Below are 14,914 nucleotides of genomic sequence, written 5' to 3'. Positions count from 1 at the left end.
CCGCACGCGTCGAAGGCGGACGCCGGGTACCTGAAGCAGGTCACCGACAGCCACCTCGCCTCCCTGGACCACACGCTATCCGTGCGGCACTCTGATCGCCTGTGATGTGTCCACTGCAGGCCGCGACTCGTGGACGTACTGGTCGGCCCAAGCGCTGATGACGCGGGCGGCTCGCTGTGCTTGCCCTCGCCCGGTCAGGAAATGGTCTGCGCCCTCGAGGGAGACGAAGCTTCGGGGGTGTCGCGCCTCTTGGAAGATTTCCCTGGCGTTGGCGATGTCGACTGTATTGTCGATGGGCGAATGCAGGACCAGTATCGGCAGGCGCAATTCGCGTATCTGCTCACGCAGGCGAGCATGATGGACGTCGTCGACGAAGGCACGTTTGAGGACCAGGGTTCTCCCGCCGACGAACCATTCGTGCGCCCCGTCACTGAGAACGCGATCCATGACCGTGTCGTACTGTCTCTCGACGTGGCTGGGGTCGACAGGCGCCCCGATGGTGGCCACCGCGCGGACTCCGGTTGCCTCGGCTGCTGCGGCGATGGCCGCGGCGCCTCCCCACGAGTGGCCCACCAGCACGTCTGCTGGGGTGCCTCGCTCGGCCATCAGTGCTGCTGCACGGATGGTGTCCTGAACCTTGATCGTGAAGGAGCCGTCCCCCCAATCGCCCCCGGAGTCCCCGATCCCGAGGTTGTCGTAGCGCAACATTCCGATACCCTCACGTGCCAGTTGCCTACTCACGCGGGAAGCGGCGGGTGAGTCCTTGCCGAGTGTGAACCCGTGCACGAAGATTCCCCAGCCTCGGATCTTGCCCTCCGGTTGGTCGATGGTTCCGGCCAGTTGAGGGCCGACGACGCTCTCGAATTGCACTTTTTCAGTCATCTGGAGATCACCTTGGCAAGGGCTGTTTGTGAGGGATGGATGGACTGGCTTGTGTCGTGCGAGCGTGTTGTGGCCGAGGTTGTCGCCGCTCATGCCATCCGGCTGTCTCGAGCGGAACGTTGACCCGCGTGGCGCTCAGCCCGCCCGCGGCAACGGCAAGGGCTCCGAGCCGGCCTGCGGCTTCGCCTTCCGGCGGCGGAGGCGCCCTGCGGAGTACCACGCCGCGATGGGTACGACCGCGGCGGAGAGGACGGCGAGCATCTGCCGGTCCGTGCCCACGACCGCGACCGTCACCTCGATCGTCGCGACCAGCGTGACAGCGACCCGGGGCCATGTCTTCACAGTGGTGGCGGCGGCCACCAGCGCCAGCAGCACATACCAGCCCGCGCGGATGGCGGGCAGGGTCCAATAGCCATGGACCAGCGGCAGTTCGCGGACCGGTGCGCTCCGCCCGGTAAGGAAGATGACGAGATTCACCGCGGCGCACAGCACCAGTGCGGACGCGAACCGCACATAGAGGGTCTGGTCACGGCGGGCCAGCCAAAGCAGGCCGAGCGCGACCAGCGACCACGGCGCAAGAGTGTTGACGCGCTCCAGGACATGGGCCGCATCCGGTCCGACCGACGCCACCCGCTCGCCAAGGGCGGTCCCATCTTGGAGGAGACGTTCGGCGAAGACCGGCATCGGGCCGGCATGGTGCGAGGTCTCCGCGTGGCCCGGCATCACCAGGAGCACGATGTAGACGACCGCGGTCGCCGCCACTCCCGCCACCGCGCCTCCGACGGCCCGCCTGACCTGCGACCCTCGCGACGGGGACCGGACGGCGTCCACCGTGCGCCGGGCCCGCCACCACCCGTGATGGCCACCGGCGTCGGCGGAACTCACCGGGGCGCCCCGGTGCCGTGTCTTCGAGGTTCGCCGGCGACGATGTAGGTGGAGCCAGGTTCCAGGTTGTGGGCGGCGGCCGCCTCCCAGAGCGCCATGACGCGCCGGGGTGGTTCCAGCCTGGCCGGCGACGAGGACGTACTGCTTTTCACAGCTTTGGACGGGCTCATTCGTAGCCTCCTGATCATTCGGAGTCGCAATGCGCGGGAAATGCGCTCACGCATTTCCCGCTCTCCGATCAGGGACAACCGGACTTTCCTCTCCGCTTATTTCCCGTAACACGTATGACGTGTGTCACGCACCGCGAGAGGGTGCAGATCCGGGTGCATATCCCAACCCCTTGGCCTGCGCGTGCTCCTGTTCGGCCCGCATGGTCTGCAGCGGAGTCGGCGCTGCGGGCAGTGGACCGGTGTTCTCCGGCCGGCAGGCGTCCAGCAGTAGTGCGACCAGCCGCCGCCATGCGTGGGGCGCGGAACAGCGCGTCACGCTGGTCACCGCCGAATTGGCGACAAGGAACAGGAAGATGTCCTCAGGGACGAGGTCGTCCCGGACGGCACCGGCCTCCTGCGCCTGGCGCAGGAGGCCGGCCACGGCGCGCGCCTGGCGATCCCGGCACCCCGCGGCCAGATCTGAGGTGGGCAGCCTCAGAGTGAGCAGGTCGCTCAGACCCCGGTCTGCGGCCATCGCGCTGCAGAGCCGCTCGAAGTACGTGCTGAACCCGACCCACGGATCCTCGCAATGCAGCGCCTCCTCGGCTATGCGCGTGGCTTGCAGGATCTCCTTCTCGAAGGCTGCCTCGACCAGGGCCGCGCGGGTGGGAAAGCGGCGGTACAGCGTGCCGGCGCCCACACCGGCCCGCTCTGCGACCTCGTCCAGCGGCGCGTCCAGCCCCCGGTCCTCGAAGACCTGCCGGGCGGCCTCCAGGATGCGCTGCCTGTTTCGCAGGGCATCCGCGCGGAGCTTCCGTGTGGCGGCTTGCGTGTTCCCCGGAGCTGCCATGACGTCAGCTTATCAAGCGGAGGGTGGTCTCCGAATATGCGGACGAACGTCTCGTGTCGATTCAGCCGGCGTCGACGAGCTGCTCCGTCCAGATGGTCTTGCCGTTCGGGGTGTACCGGCTCCCCCAGCGATGGCAGAACTGGGCGATGAGGAACAGACCGCGCCCGCCCTCGTCGGAGAGGCGTGCGCGCCGCAGGTGGGGCTGGGACTGGCTGGGGTCGGAGACTTCACACACCAGACGGTGATCGTTGACGAGACGTACGCCGACGGGCCCGTGAGCGTAGCGGATGGCATTGGTGATCAACTCGCTGACGATCAGTTCGGTACTGAAGGCCATGTCCTCCAAGTCCCACTCCACGAGTTGGTCGTTGACCAGTTCCCGGGCGCGCGCGACCAGGGCGGGGTCGGCGGACAGCTGCCAGAAGGCAGTCCGTGCGGGTGGTATGCGCTCGACGTGGGCCAGGAGCAGTGCTTGGTCCTCGTGGCGAGGTTCGTCCCGCAACCGTGCCAGCACGTTGTCAGTGAGGCCCGTGACCGAGAGGTCTCCGTGTGCGGCGGCGGAGTGGACACCGTCACGGATGTGTTCAACGTTGAGTTGACTGCTGCTCAGGGCCAGGACGTCTCCCGGCTGGAGGAGCAGTTCCGCCGTCTCGAACGGTTGCGTGCCGTCGCCGAGCGGTGGTCCCGGATGAAGGCGGATCTCGTCCACGGTGGCGGAACCTGCGCGGACGACGGCCGCGGACAGACCACCCGCGGTCGCGACCTGACACTGGCCCGTGATGGGGTCGTAAGTCGCGTACAGACAACTCGCGTTCGACAGGGAGCCGAGGGCCGGCGGCTCCGGTTCGTGCCCGTCCTCGTTCTCGTCCTCACCGATGTGCAGCACCATGTCGTCGAGGTGGCTGAGCATTTCCTCCGGAGGCGGATCAAGATCGGCCAGCGTCTGCACCGCGGAGCGCAGGCGCCCCATGGCGCCGGCGGCATGGATCCCGTGCCCGGCGACCTTGCCGACGACAAAGGCGGTGCGGACCCCCGACAAACGTACGACGTCGTACCAACAGCCGCCGGTTCCGGCGGCGGTGCGGGCCGGCGCATACGCCCCTGACGTCCGCACGGCAGCCATGCGCACCACCGGCGGTGGCAGCAGACTGCGCTGGAGCACTTCCGTGGTCCGCCGCTCCCGGACATAGCGCCGGGCGTTGTCCAGGCTGAGCGATCCTCGGGACGCGATCTCCTCGATCAGGGAAACGTCGCCGGCCGAGAACGGCGGCCGGCCGGGGTTGCGCCACGCATCGAGCACTCCCAGCAGGTTGCCACGCGCGAACAGCGGAACGTACACCGCCGAGGCTGCCTCGCCCGGGAACATCAGCCGCAGCAAGTCCTCGTCGTACGTCTGCCCCCTGTCCCACGGGCTGTCGCGGGGCACGCGCCCCGCACGCCAGGCGGCCACATCAGCTACCAGGATGGTGTTCCCTTCGTGGAACGCAGCAGCTTCCCCCTTCCCACCACGAACGACGTCACCCAGTCTGTGCGCGTTCACCGGCCAGTCGCTGATCGAGGGCGACACGGCCACGCGCCGCGCCTGCATGCCGACGAAGAACACTCTCAAGTCGTCCCCGCTGAGGACCTCGTCGGTGAGATCCACGGCCGCCAGGTCGGCGAGCTCCGGGACCAGGATGGCAGTCAGTTCCTGGGCGTTGCGCGTGACGTCCAAGGACTGGCCCAGTCGTCCCGCAGCCGAGTGCAGCAGCGCCAGCCTTTGCCGTGTGGGAGCGGGTTCCCCGACTTCGGCGAGAACAGCTGTGACTCCCATGACCCGGCCGTGCGGGTCCGCGACGCGAAAGGCCGACACCGACACCACGCGTTCCGCAGCGGCATCACCGAGCCGCCGGGCCGGTAGCTCCAGGCCGGACAGCGCCTCGCCGGAGGCCAGTACCCTGCGCAGCTGATCCTCGATTGCCGCGGCGTCCTCGGCCACGAGGAAGTCCTGCAGCCGAACACCTCTCCCGATACTTTCCGCACGCGGTCGGTTGCGCTCCGGACGCACAGGTTCGAGGTTCGTCCTTGTGATGACCAGATCGGCGTCGTACATGACGACCCCGACCCGGTCCTGAGCCAGCAACGCGTGCGCCAGCCCCGCGTCCTCCACATGACTGCCGGCGATCGCGCCGGCGAACAACAACAGCCGGGCTTCGGACCCCGCAGGCAGGCGTACCGCCTCGACGGCCACCTCGGCCTCGGAACCGTCCCGGCAGCGCAGAACGGCGCAGAACGTCACCGGTCCGCCATGACCGAGGTGCTCCTCCCAGCGTGCCGGCGCCACCACGACGTCAGCCATCCGCAGCCCGCGGATTTCGTCGGCGGACCAGCCGGTGAGGGCCGGCTCGGCGTCCACGTGGTCCAGCACCGTCCGCCGCTCGTCCAGCATGAACACCGCCGTTCCGCCAGAACGGTGGTCAGTCCTGTGAGATGGTGCGGTCGGAGCCACCACGCTGCCTCACTTCGCAGGCAACAAAGCTGTCACGTCCCATTAAAGCCCCGGCGCGCGGGCCACGCATGGCGGAGCCTTGCGGCTACCGCGTTGCGGCGGCCAGGGCCGCGTGGATGGCCTCATCGCCGGCCGGCCGGCCGTTCTCGTTCGAGGGCGGCCCGTACGGGGTCCCCCACACCGGCGTGTCGGTCGCCTGCCGCCAGCTGTCGGCCAGCGAGCCCGCGTCCACCACGCTGTATCCGATGGACTCGATGAACGCGGTCACCGCCTCCTTCGCCGAGGCGGAGTCCCCGGCGATCGGCAGGTACGAGCGGTCGGGCGCCCCCACCGGGCGGACGAGGGACAGCAGGTGCTTGAAGTAGATGTTGTTGAACGCTTTCACGAGCCTGGCGTCCGGCGCGTACCGCAGCAGCAGCTCGCTCGAGGTGAGCGACTTGCTGTCGAGCTCGGGGATCTGCCCGTCACGCGCCGGGCCGTAGTTGCACGTGTCGATGACGGTCTTCCCTGCCAGTGGCGCGGCGGTCAAGCTGGGGAAGGCCTTGACCGGCACCGTGACCACGACGATGTCTCCGGCCGCCGCGGCCTCCCCGCTCGTCGCGGCGGAGGCCCGAGGCCCCAGTTCCGTGACCGTGTCCGCGAGCGTTTCGGGACCGCGCGAGTTGCTGAGCACGACCTGGTGCCCGGCTTCGACGGCGAGCCGCGCGATGCTACTGCCGATCTGTCCGCTTCCGATGAATCCCACTGTCGTCATTTCTCAGTGTCCTTCCAACGTGATGACGCCGAGGTGTGTGAACGAGGCGGCCACCGTCGTCTCCCGGGTGATGGGGACGGCGCCGGTCAGCCCGCCGGTGAACACGAGCCAGCCCGGCTGCAGGGCGATGTCCTGCTCGGCGAGGGCATTCGCTGCGAGCGCCAGGGCCTCGGCGGGATGGCCGTACGCCGCCACGCCGGTCGCGGAGTCGAACACCCCGCCGTCGACCTCCAGCAGGCAGGCTTCCAGCGAGAGATCCAGGTTCTCCGGTCGGCGGCCGACAGGGCCTGTCACCAAGCGCGTCGTCGAGGCGCTGCCGACTGCCGCGTTCGCAGTCGCGGAGTGGAGGTCCGGGGTCCGTCCGTCGAATATCTCGACTCCCGCGTAGACAGTGTCCACGGCGGCCAAGGCGGTCGCGGCGTTTGCGCCCGGGCCGGTGAGCTGCCTTCCGAGCAGGAAGACCACCCCCGGTACGACGTGCGCGTCCGCCAGGTCAGCGGGTACGGGGAGGCCGGTGCGGAGCACCATGGCGTCGGTGAGCCAGCTGATCGTCGGCGCGGTGGCCGCCTGTTGCTCGTCTCGACCGGACGAGCCGAGCGAGAGGCCGATGACATGGCCGCCTGCCTCGTTCCGCCGCTCATTCATTGGGGGCTCCTTCGCCGAGTTCGGGCGTTTGACCGACCGTGAACGCCACAGCGACCCTGCCGATGCCTGCGAAGACGGCGGAGAAGGTGTCGCCGCCGGCCACCGGGACCGACGCGGTGATCGACCCGGGCAACACGACGTGTCCGGCCTCCAGGGTCACGCCGAGCGGACCGACCGTGTTGGCGAGCCATGCCAGAGAGTTCAGCGGGGAGCCCAGCACAGCCCCGCCCGCACCGCTGCCGACTACCCGGCCGTTGCGGTGCAGTACGCAGCCGGACAACCTGAGGTCCGTCGCCGTCAGCCGGACCGGGTCGCTGCCCAGCACCAGGGCGCCGGATGAGGCGTTGTCCGCCACGGTGTCCAGGAAGCCGATGTTCCAGTCGGTGATCCGGGAGTCGATGATCTCGAAGGCGGGAAGCACGAAGTCCACCGCCGCTGCCGCGTCCGCGACGGTGACCCCCGGGCCGCGCAGCGGCTTTGCGAGCACGAACGCGACTTCCGGCTCGATCCGCGGCTGCAAGAACTTCGTGATGTCGATCTCGGTGTTCTCGGCGCAGAACATCTCGTCCAGCAGCACGCCGAAGTCCGGCTGGTTCACACCGAGTTGCCGTCGCATCGCAGCCGACGTCAGCCCAACCTTGTGACCGCGGATCCTCGCGCCGGCGTCGACGCGCCGGCGGATCTGCAGCCGCTGGATCTCATACGAGTCGGTCACCGTCATGTCGGGATACGACTCGATGAGCGGTTCGATCGGCTTCCGGCCGGCATGGGCGTCGAACAGCTTCTGCGCCGCCTCGGCCCTCGTTACCGTGTCCATGTCTCACCCTCTCGCCGCGGCGAGCGAGCCCTGCTGCTCCTGCTCGGCCGCCAGCTGGATCGCAACGTCGATGATCATGTCCTCCTGGCCCCCGACGTAGCCGAGTTCCCCGCAGCGCTTCAGGATGTGGTGGGCGGGGACCTTGTAGCGCGCTCCGGCGCGTTCGGCGTGCAGCAGGAAACTGGAGTAGACCCCGGCCCAGCCCTGGACGATCGCGTTGCGGTCCATCTTCGGCCAGCGAGGGAGATAGGGGCGGACGACGTCCTCGGCCGCGTCGATCACCTTGGATACATCGAGCCCTGTGTCGATGTCAAGTCGTTCGAACACGGCGGCGAGCACCTCGGTCGGCGAGTTGCCGGAGCCGGCGCCGAGTGCACACAGCGAACCGTCGATCGAACGTACCCCGGCCTCGTGGGCGAGCACCGAGTTGGCCACGCCGAGGGAGAGGTTCTGGTGACCGTGGTAGCCGACCCACGCCTCGTTGCCGACCTCGTCCACGAGCGCTTCGAAGCGGGCCTTTGCCTCGTGCATGAGCAGCGCGCCGGCCGAGTCCGTCACATACGGGCACTGGCATCCGGCGTCGACCATGATGCGGGCCTGCTCGGCCAGTTTCTCGGGTGATGCGCGGTGCGCCATCATCAAGAAGCCGGCCGTCTCCATCCCCAGGTCACGCGCGGCGGCGAAGTGCTGTACGGAGACGTCGGCCTCGGTGCAGTGGGTGGCGACCCGAACCATCTCGGCGCCGGCGTCGTGGGCGCGCTTGAGGTCTTCGACGGTGCCGATGCCGGGCACGAGGAGTACGGCGATCCGCGCGTTCCGTGTCTCCTCGCGGGCCGCGGCGATCAACTGCATCTCGTCGGTGCCGGAGAATCCGTAGTTGAAGGTGGATCCGCCGATGCCGTCTCCGTGCGAGACCTCGATCCATTCGAGGCCCGCGGCGTCCAGCGCGCGAACGGTGTCGCGCACCTGCGTCTCGGTGAAACGGTGTGCCATCGCGTGGCTGCCGTCGCGCAGCGTGGTGTCGATGATCCGTACGTCGTGGGTGAGCGTGGGGCGAGTCATCACTTGGCCTCCAGATCCGGTCCGAGGGCGGCGCGGGCCATCAGATCGCCGACTCGGGCGGCGGCCGCGGTCATGATGTCGAGGTTTCCGGCAAAGGGCGGGAGATAGTCGCCGTTGCCCTTGACCTCCAGGAACACCGCGACGCGTGCGTTTCCGCCCCACTCCTCGGCGGGGTCGTCGAACTGGGGCTCCGCCCGGAGCGTGTAGCCGGGGACGTACTGCTGGACCTCGGTGATCATCTCGTGGATCGAGGCAGCGACGGCCGGGCGGTCGGCGTCGGCGCCGATCATGCAGTAGACGGTGTCGCGCATGATCATGGGCGGCTCGACCGGGTTCAGGACGATGACGGCCTTGCCGCGCTGGGCGCCGCCCACCTCGGCGACCGCCTGGCTCGTGGTGAGGGTGAACTCGTCGATGTTGGCCCGTGTGCCGGGGCCGGCCGACCGGGAGGACACCGAGGCGACGATCTCCGCGTAGGGCACCGGCGTGATCCGGGAGACGGCGTGGACGATCGGGATCGTCGCCTGGCCGCCGCAGGTGATCATCGAGATGTTCGGGGCGTCCAGATGCGCCTGCAGGTTGACCGGCGGGCACACCATCGGTCCGAGGTGGGCCGGGGTCAGGTCGATGGCCTTGATCCCGGCCTCGGCGTAGCGGGGCGCGTTGGCCTCATGCGCCTTGGCCGAGGTCGCCTCGAACACGATGTCCGGAAGCGGGTCCTGGCGTAGCAGCCAGTCGACTCCCTCGGCGCTGGCGTCGAGGCCCTTTGCGCGGGCGCGGGCCAGGCCGTCCGATTCGGCGATGCCGACCATGTAGCGCACATCGAGAAATGGATTCGGCAGCAGCTTTTCGAGCAGATCGGTGCCGATGTTGCCCGGCCCCACGATCGCTGCGGTCAGTCTTGTTGCGGTCATTGCTTGACAGTGTCAAGCGCCCCTGTCGAAGATGAAGCGATGCGCTCCACTCAGCGGAACGTCGACCCATTGGCACCGAATTCGGTGCTGGGGCGTGCGTTGACTCTGGTCAGTGCGTTCCGGTCCGGGGACGAGCAGCTCAGCCTCGCTGAGCTGCATCGACGCACGGGGATCGCCAAGCCCACGATTCTTCGCCTGCTGGGCGAGCTGGCCGAATGGGCGATCGTGGAGCGAAGTGAGCATGGTTTTCGACTGGGCATGCGCTTGTTCGAACTCGGTCAGTTGGTGCCGAGTCAGCGCGGTCTGCGCGAGGCCGCTGCCCCGTTCCTGACCGATCTCTTCGAGGCGACGCACGAGACCGTCCATCTCGCGGTACCGGACGGTGTCGAGGTGATCTACGTGCAGAAGCTTGACGGCCGCCGCGGCCCCCTGGTGTCCTCCCGTGTGGGCGGTCGGATGCCCGCCTATTGCACCGGGGTGGGGAAGGCGCTGTTGGCGTTCGGGCCGCCCGAGCGATTCGCGGAGGTGCTCGCGGCCGGCCTGCGTCGCCGCACGCCGCGCACGGTCGTCGCCCCTGGTCTGCTGAGAGCCGAGCTCGACAGGATTCGCGAGTCGGGGGTCGCGCTCGAACGCGAGGAGTCCACGGTCGGTATCACCTGCGTAGCGGCACCGGTTCAAGGCCCCCAGGGCACCGCGGTGGCGGCGATATCGATCACGGGCTGGACCAACCGGCTCGATCCGGAACGGTACGCTCCCGCCGTACGCACCGCGGCCCTCGGCATCTCGCGCACACTGCGCCGGCGCGACCCCGCTTGACCTGAAGTCAAAAATGCTTGACTTGAGGTCAACCTGGCTTCTAGCATCGATACGGTAAGCCGTCTGCAGCGTCTTGGCGCGGCCGCACTCGACCAGCGCGCCAACATCATCGGACGCCAGGCGTCCCTAGTAAGGACTCACACATGCCTTCATCGATCAAGCTCGCCGTGATCGGCGGCGATGGTATCGGCCCCGAGGTCACTGCCGAGGCCCTCAAGGTACTACGCGCGGCGGCGCCCGACATCAGCCTCGACACCACTGAGTACGACCTCGGCGCACGGCTGTGGCACCGCACCGGCGAGACGCTGCCGAAGAGGGTCGTTGAGGAGCTCCACGAGCACGACGCCATCCTGCTCGGCGCGATCGGGGACCCGTCGGTGCCCCCCGGGATCATCGACCGGGGAGTGCTGCTGCAACTGCGGTTCGAACTCGACCACTACGTGAACCTGCGCCCCGTGAAGCTTCTCCCCGGCGTCACCTCGCCGCTCAGGAGCGGCACCCCGGAGACCATCGACATGGTCGTCATTCGTGAGGGCACGGAAGGTGTCTACACCGGCGCCGGCGGCGTGATACGCGGCGGGACGCCGCAGGAGATCGCGACCCAGGAGAGCTACAACACGGCGTTCGGCGTCGAGCGGGTCGCACGGTACGCGTTCTCCGTGGCCGCGTCCCGGCCGCGTCGCAAGCTCACGCTCGTGCACAAGACCAACGTGCTCACCTACGCCGGTGAACTCTGGCAGCGGATCGTCGAGGCTCTCAACGAGGAGTTCCCGGACGTCACGGTGGACTACCAGCACGTGGACGCGGCGACGATGTTCTTCGTGACGCAGCCCGAGAGGTTCGACGTCGTCCTCACCGACAACATGTTCGGCGACATCCTGACCGACCTCGGCGCAGCCATCGTCGGCGGCATCGGACTCGCCGCGAGCGGCAATCTCAACCCGTCGAAGGCGGCGCCCTCGATGTTCGAGCCGGTGCACGGCTCGGCTCCGGACATCGCGGGGAAGTCCAAGGCCAATCCGACCGCGGCGATCCTGTCCGCGGCGATGCTCCTGTCGCATCTCGGACATGCCGAGGCAGCGGCCCGGATCGAGGCCGCCGTCGCCGAGGACCTGCTCAACCCACAAGGTGAGCGGTCGACCACGCAGGTCGGGTCGGACATCGCCCAGCGAGCATCGGCGTGAGTGCCGGTCCCGACATCGGGACCGGCACGACGCCTACCCTCCCCGGTCCCAGGTGCAGCCGCTGAACACGAGCTGGGCCCGCGAGTGCCAGGGTGCGGCCGGGCACACACCGAACAGGTGGTGTGTGCCGCCCGGCCACCATCGAATCCCGCAGCAGCCCGGACGCGCCGGCCCGTCGGCAGGCGCGTCCGGGGCAAGCAGGCGAGACCGCACAAACTGGAGAGATCCCGATGACAGCCGCACACGCTGCGCCAGTGCAGCCGCTGACGCTGGCCGAGAAGATCTGGGAGGCGCATGTGGTGCGCCGCGCCGTCGGCGAACCCGATCTCCTCTACGTCGACATGCATTTCGTCCATGAGGTCAGCAGCCCTCAGGCCTTCGATGGGCTCAGGCTCGCCGGCCGCAAGGTCCGCCGACCGGATCTGACCATCTCCACCGAGGACCACAACACCCCCACCCTGGAGATCGACAAGCCGATCGCCGACCCCGTCTCGCGCACCCAGATCGAGACGCTGCGCCGCAACTGCGCCGAGTTCGGTGTCCGGCTGCACCCCCTCGGCGACGCCGACCAGGGTGTCGTGCACGTCATCGGTCCGCAGCTCGGCCTCACCCAGCCCGGCATGACGATCGTCTGCGGCGACTCGCACACGTCCACCCACGGCGCGTTCGGCGCCATCGCCTTCGGCATCGGCACCAGCGACGTCGAGCATGTCCTGGCCACCCAGACACTGCCGCTCAAGCCGTTCAGGACGATGGCGATCAACGTCACGGGCTCCCTGAAGCCCGGCGTGACCGCGAAGGACCTCATCCTCGCGGTGATCGCGAAGATCGGCATCGGCGGCGGACAGGGCTACGTCTTCGAATACCGGGGCCAGGCCATCCGGAACCTCTCCATGGAGGCCCGGATGACGGTGTGCAACATGTCGATCGAGGCCGGGGCCCGTGCCGGGCTCATCGCCCCTGACGACACCACGTACGCCTACCTCGAAGGACGTCCCCACGCCCCGCAGGGCGAGGACTGGGACGCGGCGCTGGCCCACTGGTCGACGCTGCACACCGACGAGGACGCGCGGTTCGACGCCGAGATCACCGTCGAAGCCGACGCACTGACCCCCTTCGTCACCTGGGGTACCAACCCGGGACAGGGCGCCCCGCTGAGCGGATCCGTGCCAGACCCGGCCGCGATCGCCGACCCGAACGTGCGCGACGGCGTCGAGCGCGCGCTCGAGTACATGGGTCTGACGCCGGGAATGCCGCTTCGGGAGATCTCGGTGGACACGGTCTTCCTGGGTTCGTGCACGAATGGCCGGCTCGAGGACCTGCGCGCCGCAGCCGGGGTTCTGAAGGGGCGCAGGGTCGCCGAGGGTATACGCATGCTGGTCGTCCCCGGCTCCGCGCGCGTGCGCATCGAGGCGGAGGCAGAGGGACTGCACGAGGTGTTCGAGGCCGCGGGCGCGGAATGGCGCTTCGCCGGCTGTTCGATGTGCCTGGGCATGAACCCCGACCAGCTCGCCCCCGGCGAGCGTGCGGCTTCCACGTCGAACCGGAACTTCGAGGGCCGGCAGGGCAAGGGCGGGCGCACCCACCTGGTGTCGCCGCTCGTGGCCGCGGCGACTGCCGTGACCGGGCACCTGTCCGCGCCTTCCGATCTGCCCGAGTCACCGGAGGTCTGAGGAGTCATGGACAAGTTCGTCAGCCACACCGGCACGGCCGTTCCGCTGCGCCGCTCCAACGTGGACACCGACCAGATCATCCCGGCCGAGTACCTCAAGAGGGTCACCCGCACCGGCTTCGAGGACGCGCTGTTCGCCGCCTGGCGGGCCGATCCCCGGTTCGTGCTCAACCGGGCGGAGCACAAGGGCGCCACGGTCCTCGTGGCGGGGCCGGGCTTCGGCACGGGATCCTCCCGTGAGCACGCGGTGTGGGCACTGCAGGACTACGGATTCAAGGCCGTCGTCTCCGCCCGCTTCGCCGACATCTTCCGCGGCAACTCGCTCAAGGGCGGGCTGCTGACCGTTGTGCTGCCGCAAGAGACCGTGGAGCAGCTCTGGACGGCAGTCGAAACCGATCCGGCCACCGAGGTGACCGTCGACCTCGACGCGCGTGAGGTGCGGTGCGGGGACCTGACCGCCGGCTTCGAGATCGACGACTACACTCGTCGGCGCCTGATGGAAGGTCTCGACGACATCGGACTCACACTCCGCAACGTCGGGGCCATCGACGCCTTCGAGCAGGGCCGCCCGGCCTTCAAGCCCGTCACACTCTGACTCCGAGGACGCACCGGCGTCACCTACAATCGACCACTACCGCCACATTGCAGTGCACATACGCTTGGAGACATGCTCCAGATGCCTGACCGCCGCCCTTCGAAGTCGCAGCGCAAAACTCGGAACGAGGCGTCCGCCGACAAAAGCCAGAGCGTAGACCGACGGTCTCGCCTGGTGGCCGCGGCATTGAAGCTGTTTTCCGTACGGGCTTATGATTCCGTCTTTATTGACGATATCTGCGATGAGGCCGAGGTCGCTCACGGTCTGGTTTCGTATTACTTCGGCAGCAAACGAAACCTTTACGTGGCCGTCCTGGAGCAGGTATTCGCGGATCTTCAGGCATTCACAAAACCACAGCCCGAGGACGGAGATGCCGCGGCGCAGATTCGCGGCATCATACGTCGTCACTTCGAGTACTTCCGCAGCCACCCGCAGGTGCTGCTCGGGCTGCTTCGGGCAAGCCCCGGGGACACCGCGGAAGCCACTATCCGGGAATCCGTCCATCACGGCGGAGTCACGACCTTCATGCAGCTGCTGGACCTTCCGCCGGGCGAGGCGTCGCCCTTTCTACGCTCCGCCCTGTCCGGATGTCTCGGATTCACCGACAGGGTCATCATCGACTGGCTGACGCACGACGAAGACGTGCCGATCGATCTTGTCGTCGACCTGTGCACCAACATGACGATATCTACGATCGTTGCGACAGTGCCGGACTTCTCCAGCCCTTCGAGCTGACCCGATCCGGCGCGGGGCCCGCCGGGAGGACAGTGGCGGGTACGCGCCGTGAAAGGGAAGGGTCCGTCAGGGCTTCACTCCGTCAGGGACGACCAGGTGATTGAGCAGCCATGGACGCAGCTCGTACTGCCTGGCACCGCCTGTGTGCATCGGATCCGCCTCGGCGACGGCGCGTGCCGCGTCGAGTGACTGCGCCTGGAAGATGAACATGGCGCGGCCCGACCACGGATCGGAGCCGTGCCCGGACAGCACCGGACCGCCGGCGAAGAGAACGCCCTCCTCCTCCAACTTGGCCCAGTAGTCCCCGTGTGCCGGGATTGCCTCCATCACCGCGGCGATACCCGCGTCGGTGGGGACGCTGGTCAGGACGAACATGGGCAGGGCCAGCAACTGGTGTTGCCGGCTCAGCGCAACCAGTCCGTCGCCGGTCGGTACCGACTCGCCGGTCGGTTCCACTTCGGTCACG

At 68.3% G+C, this 14,914-nt stretch carries 15 protein-coding genes; 5 read left to right on the top strand and 10 right to left on the bottom strand.

From position 1 onward, the window contains the following. Nucleotides 1-75: 75 nt before the first annotated feature. The 9 genes from C4J65_RS34955 to C4J65_RS34915 form a co-directional block, all read right to left on the bottom strand. Nucleotides 76-882, bottom strand: coding sequence for an alpha/beta hydrolase (locus C4J65_RS34955; RefSeq protein WP_115746067.1), 807 nt, complete (start codon nt 880-882; stop codon nt 76-78). A 135-nt stretch (nt 883-1,017) separates the two neighbouring features. After that, the gene (locus C4J65_RS34950) at nt 1,018-1,644 is read right to left on the bottom strand and encodes a hypothetical protein (RefSeq protein WP_162833497.1); all 627 of its coding nucleotides are present in this window, start codon (nt 1,642-1,644) and stop codon (nt 1,018-1,020) included. A 417-nt stretch (nt 1,645-2,061) separates the two neighbouring features. Then, a complete protein-coding gene (locus tag C4J65_RS34945; RefSeq protein ID WP_115746065.1) occupies nt 2,062-2,766 on the bottom strand; it encodes a TetR/AcrR family transcriptional regulator in 705 nt (234 codons plus the stop codon). A gap of 61 nt (nt 2,767-2,827) precedes the next feature. Next, nucleotides 2,828-5,194 carry a SpoIIE family protein phosphatase gene (locus C4J65_RS34940; RefSeq protein ID WP_240330669.1) on the bottom strand — a complete coding sequence of 789 codons (2,367 nt, stop codon included), beginning with the start codon at nt 5,192-5,194 and terminating at the stop codon, nt 2,828-2,830. A 145-nt stretch (nt 5,195-5,339) separates the two neighbouring features. Further along, complete coding sequence (locus C4J65_RS34935) at nt 5,340-5,999, bottom strand: NAD(P)-binding domain-containing protein (protein ID WP_115746784.1); 660 nt, start codon at nt 5,997-5,999, stop codon at nt 5,340-5,342. A 12-nt stretch (nt 6,000-6,011) separates the two neighbouring features. Then, on the bottom strand, nt 6,012-6,653 hold the full coding sequence (locus tag C4J65_RS34930; protein WP_115746063.1) for a 4-oxalocrotonate decarboxylase: 642 nt from the start codon (nt 6,651-6,653) through the stop codon (nt 6,012-6,014). Beyond that, a complete protein-coding gene (locus C4J65_RS34925) occupies nt 6,646-7,470 on the bottom strand; it encodes a 2-keto-4-pentenoate hydratase (protein WP_115746062.1) in 825 nt (274 codons plus the stop codon). The genes C4J65_RS34930 and C4J65_RS34925 overlap by 8 nt, the downstream gene beginning before the upstream one ends. 3 nt (nt 7,471-7,473) lie before the next feature. Continuing rightward, nucleotides 7,474-8,532, bottom strand: a complete 1,059-nt coding sequence (dmpG, locus tag C4J65_RS34920) for a 4-hydroxy-2-oxovalerate aldolase (RefSeq protein WP_115746061.1) — start codon at nt 8,530-8,532, stop codon at nt 7,474-7,476. Continuing rightward, nucleotides 8,532-9,446, bottom strand: a complete 915-nt coding sequence (locus C4J65_RS34915; RefSeq protein ID WP_115746060.1) for an acetaldehyde dehydrogenase (acetylating) — start codon at nt 9,444-9,446, stop codon at nt 8,532-8,534. The genes dmpG and C4J65_RS34915 overlap by 1 nt, the downstream gene beginning before the upstream one ends. A 39-nt stretch (nt 9,447-9,485) precedes the next feature. On the opposite strand from C4J65_RS34915, the gene C4J65_RS34910 reads away from it, so the two are divergent. The 5 genes from C4J65_RS34910 to C4J65_RS34890 all read left to right on the top strand — a co-directional run bounded on the left by C4J65_RS34910 (nt 9,486) and on the right by C4J65_RS34890 (nt 14,448). Then, entirely contained in the window at nt 9,486-10,262 is a 777-nt protein-coding gene (locus C4J65_RS34910; protein ID WP_115746059.1) for an IclR family transcriptional regulator, read from the top strand. A gap of 143 nt (nt 10,263-10,405) precedes the next feature. Beyond that, nucleotides 10,406-11,446: a 3-isopropylmalate dehydrogenase gene (locus tag C4J65_RS34905; RefSeq protein ID WP_115746058.1), complete on the top strand. Its 1,041-nt coding sequence runs from the start codon at nt 10,406-10,408 to the stop codon at nt 11,444-11,446. A 254-nt stretch (nt 11,447-11,700) separates the two neighbouring features. Next, nucleotides 11,701-13,119: a 3-isopropylmalate dehydratase large subunit gene (gene leuC / locus C4J65_RS34900; protein WP_240330587.1), complete on the top strand. Its 1,419-nt coding sequence runs from the start codon at nt 11,701-11,703 to the stop codon at nt 13,117-13,119. 6 nt (nt 13,120-13,125) lie between these two features. Beyond that, the gene (leuD, locus tag C4J65_RS34895) at nt 13,126-13,713 is read left to right on the top strand and encodes a 3-isopropylmalate dehydratase small subunit (protein ID WP_115746056.1); all 588 of its coding nucleotides are present in this window, start codon (nt 13,126-13,128) and stop codon (nt 13,711-13,713) included. Between the two features lie 72 nt (nt 13,714-13,785). After that, nucleotides 13,786-14,448 carry a TetR/AcrR family transcriptional regulator gene (locus tag C4J65_RS34890; protein WP_115746055.1) on the top strand — a complete coding sequence of 221 codons (663 nt, stop codon included), beginning with the start codon at nt 13,786-13,788 and terminating at the stop codon, nt 14,446-14,448. Between the two features lie 66 nt (nt 14,449-14,514). On the opposite strand, the gene C4J65_RS34885 is transcribed toward C4J65_RS34890, so the two are convergent. Beyond that, nucleotides 14,515-14,913 carry a YciI family protein gene (locus C4J65_RS34885; RefSeq protein ID WP_115746054.1) on the bottom strand — a complete coding sequence of 133 codons (399 nt, stop codon included), beginning with the start codon at nt 14,911-14,913 and terminating at the stop codon, nt 14,515-14,517. Nucleotide 14,914: the final 1 nt, after the last annotated feature.

The organism is Streptomyces sp. CB09001, assembly GCF_003369795.1.
GTDB lineage: Bacteria > Actinomycetota > Actinomycetes > Streptomycetales > Streptomycetaceae > Streptomyces.
This window is presented reverse-complemented; position numbering and strand designations above follow the sequence as displayed.